We start from the raw sequence: 5,176 nt of genomic DNA on the forward strand, positions 1-5,176 counted from the left end.
GCATGGGGCGCGCGGCCCCGCGCACGGTCCGTACGGGCGCCGGGTGTGCGCGGGATCGGGCGGGGGCGGGCTCGAAAACAGCCTCTGCGCTTCGCAAACCAGTCCGGCGCGGGCAGTTGGATCACGTGAACCTCCCCGTGCCCCTTTCACCCCACGTGATCGGACGCACACTGTTGCAAACGCCGTCAACTGGGCATGAGGATGAGTGGTCAGAACGAGGGGGCCACCCGGCCGGCGGGGGATCCGGAGGCGGGGGCCCGGATTTGAGGGCGGGGGCATGTGTTGATGGACGGTCAGTCGCGATTCCCGCGACAGCGGACGAGTTCGGGCGACGCCTACCGGTCCGGGGCGGCCCAGGGCCCGGCCACCGGCGCCGGTACGGCCCTGCCGGGTGCCTCGGCCCCGGGGTGCGCACTGCACCGACGGCTGCACCTGGCGCTCGACCCGGCCGACCTGGTCGCGGTGGGCTCGGTGCGGCACCGGCTGCGCACGGCGCTGAGCCACTGGGGGGTGCCGGAGCTGTCCGACACCGCCGAGCTGCTCTCCTCCGAGCTGGTCACCAACGCGCTCCTGCACACCACCAAGGGCGCGGTCTTCGACGCGGTGCTCGACTCGGAGAGCCGGCTGCGGATCGAGGTGCAGGACGGCGCGAGCCGGCTGCCCGGGCGGCGGCGCGATCCGGACGCCGAGTACGCGACCTCGGGCCGCGGGCTGATGCTGGTGGAGGCGCTCGCGGACTCCTGGGGGGTGCAGCTACGGGGGGACGGCAAGGTCACCTGGTTCGAACTCGCCCTGCCGTAGTCCTGCCGCAGTCCTACCCCGCAGCCGTGCCGTGCCGTAGCCCTGGTCTGGCCTGGCCCGGCCTGGCCGCGCACTGGACCTCGGGTCGGCTCCCGCGGCCGGATCGCTGCCGACCGCTTCCGGCGCACCCGTACGCCGTCCCCGCACGATTGTTCGCCGTCGATCGATCCGTTCCCGAAGCAAGCCCTGAACACAAGGTGGGGCGCAAGATTTCCGGCCCGTTGCCATTGCCGCTCGGCCGAACATTGGACAGGATGGTGGGAATGTCTGTCCACGTGCGGGAAGCAGCGGGGAGACCGAACCTCGACTGACCCCCGTCCGTCGGCACCATCCGATCCAGCACGACCCATCACACCGCCACGCGGCCCGTCCGGACGGTCGGCGCGGTCCGCCACGGCAGCGGCAGGAGCAGCATGCCCACTGAGCCCGAGTCGCCGGGGCCGGCGCTTCCTCCCGGCGCGTCCGCCCTGGAGCCGCACCAGCCGCGCCAACCGCAACAACCGCGCCGGCCGCAGCAGCCGTACCAACCGCAGCCCCCGGCCCCGCGCCAGCCCGCGCAGGCCACCCGCCGCAACTCCGCGCGCACGCCCCCGGTGCTCGCCTCCGGCCGGCTGGCGCCCGTGCTGTCGGGCGGGCTGCCGCCGTCCTCCACCGACTCCATGCCGGACTGGCTGGAGCCCGCGATGGCCGCCAACGGCATCGGCTCCTTCGACTGGGACATCCGCCGCGACGTCCTGGAGGGCGACCAGCGGGCCTGCGCGATCATCGGCCTGGACGCCGTCGAGCGGGACCGCTTCGACCGCACCGCCGCCTCCTTCCTGTCCCTGCTGCACCCCGAGGACGCGCCCGTGGTGCGCCGCCGGGTCGAGCGCGCAGTGGCCGAGCTGGGCCAGTGCGGCGCCTACTACCGCACCGTCGGGCCGGACGGGACGATGCGCGCGGTGCGCTTCCGCGGCCGGGTGCTCGCGGACGCCTTCGGCCGGGCCTCCCGGATGGTGGGCTTCGTCTGGGACGCCACCGTCGAGCTGCACAAGCGCGACCGGGCCGACCGGATGGCCCTGCTGCGCGAGGAGCGCTCCCGGTTCATCAAGGAGGCCGCGCGCGCCCTCTCCGAAGCGGTCACCGTCCGTGACGTGGCCCGGGTGTTCACCGAGCTGCCGCTGCCGGGGCTGCCGCCGGACGGCCTGGTGCTGGCCTCCTTCGAGGCCGGCCGGGCCCGGATCCTGGGCGCCTTCGGCTACCGCTCGCAGGCGCTCGCCGTCTGGGACCGCGCCGTGCTGCCGGCCGGCCACCCGGCCGCCGAGGCGCTCAAGTACCGCGCCCCGGTCTTCATCTCCAGCCGCGAGGACTTCCGCGACCGCCACCCCGACGTCTGGGAGCAGACCAGCCGCACCGGCCGCGGCTCCTGGGCGTACCTGCCGCTGGTGGCCAGCGGCCGGGCGATCGGCGTCTGCGTGGTCAGCTTCGACGACGAGCGCGAGCTGGACGCGGACGAGCGCACCCTGCTGTCCACCCTGGGCGGGCTGGTGGCCCAGTCGCTGGCCCGGGCCCGGCTGCACGACGCCGAGCACGAGCTGGCGGCCGGCCTGCAGCGGGTGATGCTGCCGCGCACCGTCCCCTCCGTGCCCGGGGTGACCACCGCGGTGCGCTACCTCGCGGCCGGCTCCGGCCTGCAGATCGGCGGCGACTGGTACGACGTGGTGCCGCTGCCCGGCGGGCACGTCGGCCTGGTGATCGGCGACGTCCAGGGGCACGACGTGCACGCCGCCGGGATCATGGGCCAGCTGCGGATCGCGCTGCGCGCCTACGCCGCCGAGGGCCACCCGCCCGCCGCGGTGATGGCCCGGGCCTCCCGCTTCCTCGCCGACCTGGACACCGACCACTTCGCGACCTGCACCTACGCCGAGGTCAACGTGGACTACGGCGTGGTCTACGCCGTCCGGGCCGGCCACCTGGACCCGGTGGTGCGCCGTGCGGACGGCACCGCCGCCGTACTGCCGGTGGCCGGCGGGCTGCCGCTGGGCATCGACCCGGACCAGGAGTACCGGGTGACCAGGTTCAGCCTGGACCCGGGAGAGACGGTGCTGCTGTGCACCGACGGCCTGGTCGAGGCGCGCGGCATGGACCTGGACGAGGGCATCGGCCGACTCACCCGCACCCTGGCCCGTCCGCTGCCGGTCACCGACCGGGCGGCCCGCGACCCGCTGGAGGAGCTGGCCGACCGGATCGCCTCGCAGGCCGCCGACTCCAGCGAGCGCGAGGACGACATAGCGCTGCTGCTGCTCCGCTGGGACGGCCCGGAGGGCGGCCTGGCCGCCCAGCAGCTGCGCCGCCGGATCGGCCAGGCGGACCTGGCGCGGGTCGCCGAGGTGCGGGCCGAACTGCGCGACGCGCTGCGCCGCTGGGGCGTCGCCGAGTTCATCGACACCGCCGAGCTGCTCTCCTCCGAGCTGGTCACCAACGCGATCCGGCACACCGACCGGGACGCCATGTTCACCGCCCGGCTCTACCGGGAGGCGGCCTCGGACGGCGGCCGGGCCCGGCTGCGGGTCGAGGTGGAGGACGAGTCGGACCTGTGGCCGACCCGCCGGACGCCGGGGGAGCAGGCCTCCTCCGGGCGCGGGCTGATGCTGGTGGAGGCGCTGGCGGACGCCTGGGGCGTGGAGCCGCGCGGGTCCGGCAAGCGGATGTGGTTCGAGCTCACCGGGACGAGCGCGGCCTGATCATCCCCGGGGCCCACGCCCTGGGGACGAGTCAGCCGAACTGCTGCTCCAGGTCCTTCAGTTTGCGTTCCAGCGAGTCCAGCCGGGGCAGGGTGACGGTGTCCTCGTCGACGGTGAGGTCGATGGTGCGCCGTTCCGGACGGGCCGGCAGGCCCGGCTGGACGACGGTGCCCTCGGCCGCCTCGACCTCGCGCGGTCCGGCCTCGGGCGCACCGGAGACCTCCCGCGTACCGGAGACCTCCCGCGCACCCGTCTCCGGCCGCTCCGCCCCGGGCCCGCCGGCTATCGCGGGCTCCGAGCCGGCCGACTCCAACTGCCGTGCGGAGGCGCCGCGTCCGCGCCAGCCGCCGCTGCGGTTGATCGCCCGGATCTCGGCCCGCTCCCGGCGCCCGGCCAGCTTGCGGCGCTCCTTGTCCAGCGCGCGCTCCCGCCTGTCGTCGCGGACCTCGTCCACCGCCTCGTCCAGGCTGCGCACCCCCTCCAGCAGCATCAGCGACCAGGCCGCGTAGGTCTCGCGCGGGGCGCGCAGCCAGCGGACGATGCGGATCTGCGGCAGCGGACGCGGCACCAGGCCCTGCTCGCGCAGCGCGGCCCGGCGGGTCTGCTTGAGCGCGCGGTCGAACAGGACGGCGGCGGACAGCGACATGCCGGAGAAGAACTGCGGGGCGCCGGCGTGGCCGAAGCCGCGCGGGGCGTGCACCCAGTTGAACCAGGCCGAGGCGCCGGCGAAGAGCCAGACCAGCAGCCGGGAGCCGAGCGCCGCGTCGCCGTGGCTGGCCTCGCGGACGGCGAGCACCGAGCAGAACATCGCGGCGCCGTCGAGCCCGAACGGGACGAGGTACTCCCAGCCGCCGGAGAGGCCGAGGTTCTGCACGCCGAAGCCGACCAGGCCGTGGAAGGAGAGCGCGGCCGCGACCCCGGCGCAGCAGAACAGCAGCGTGTAGGAGGCGGCGCCGTACAGGGATTCCTTGTTGCGGCGCCGTTCCTCGGAACGCTCCCAGGAATCCGCGCCGGCGGCGGATCCCCGGCTCCGGGCCAGGGCCACCAGAAGCACGCTGACCAGCAGCCCCGCTACCCCGGTGACGGCCCAGCCGAGCGGTATGTCGGACAATTTCATCGCCGGAACCAGCCTCGCTTTCTGCGTCGCTTTCCTGCGCCGCCCACTGCGCTCCAGCGGCGCGGCGGGGACCATCATGGCGGATGCCCGGCGGGGGAATGGCTGATTCGCCGCCAATGCGCTGAGGAGAGGGATTTCTGACCCGTCGTCAATCACATGGTCGGATGAATTCGATGCGGGGCATTCCAGGAATCACGGGCTTTTCGAATCCATAATCGGACGTATTTTCGTCAACGTCGCGTGACGCGGGGGCAGCCGCCGCACATCTCCTCCGGTTCGGCGGTGTAGACGAGGCAACAGCTGGCCCGGGCCCGGTCCGTATTCGAAGCACCCGTGCGGCCGGGCGCCGGGGGTGCGAAACCGGCACCCGGAGTGAAGGGGGCCGGGGGGGGGGGGGTGGGGGGGGGGGGGGGGGGGGGGGGGGGGGCGGCGGCACGGCGCGGGGCCGGGCGGGAGAGGTCACGGACCCCGTTTCAGGGGCGTGCCGCCGCGATACAGCTCATGGCTGCACAGCTCATGGCGCGACAACGGCGCG

The 5,176-nt window shown here is 74.6% G+C and carries 3 protein-coding genes and 1 pseudogene; 2 read left to right on the forward strand and 2 right to left on the reverse strand.

Translation table 11 applies throughout. The annotated features are described in order from the left end of the window. The first annotated feature begins 285 nt into the window (after positions 1–285). Positions 286–801, forward strand: coding sequence for an ATP-binding protein (locus BG452_RS29345; RefSeq protein ID WP_188307380.1), 516 nt, complete (start codon positions 286–288; stop codon positions 799–801). 413 nt (positions 802–1,214) lie between these two features. Then, positions 1,215–3,524 (forward strand): SpoIIE family protein phosphatase, encoded by a 2,310-nt coding sequence (locus BG452_RS29350; protein ID WP_188307381.1) that lies wholly within the window; start codon positions 1,215–1,217, stop codon positions 3,522–3,524. A 31-nt stretch (positions 3,525–3,555) separates the two neighbouring features. Here BG452_RS29350 and BG452_RS29355 read toward each other — a convergent pair whose 3' ends face one another. Together BG452_RS29355 and BG452_RS48195 are read right to left on the reverse strand one after the other, a co-directional pair. Then, positions 3,556–4,641, reverse strand: a complete 1,086-nt coding sequence (locus tag BG452_RS29355; protein ID WP_188307382.1) for a DUF2637 domain-containing protein — start codon at positions 4,639–4,641, stop codon at positions 3,556–3,558. A gap of 230 nt (positions 4,642–4,871) precedes the next feature. Then, positions 4,872–4,946: pseudogene (locus BG452_RS48195) on the reverse strand ((2Fe-2S)-binding protein); the annotation flags it as partial. Positions 4,947–5,176: the final 230 nt, after the last annotated feature.

It is taken from the genome of Streptomyces sp. CBMA123, from assembly GCF_014596465.1.
Taxonomy (GTDB): domain Bacteria; phylum Actinomycetota; class Actinomycetes; order Streptomycetales; family Streptomycetaceae; genus Kitasatospora.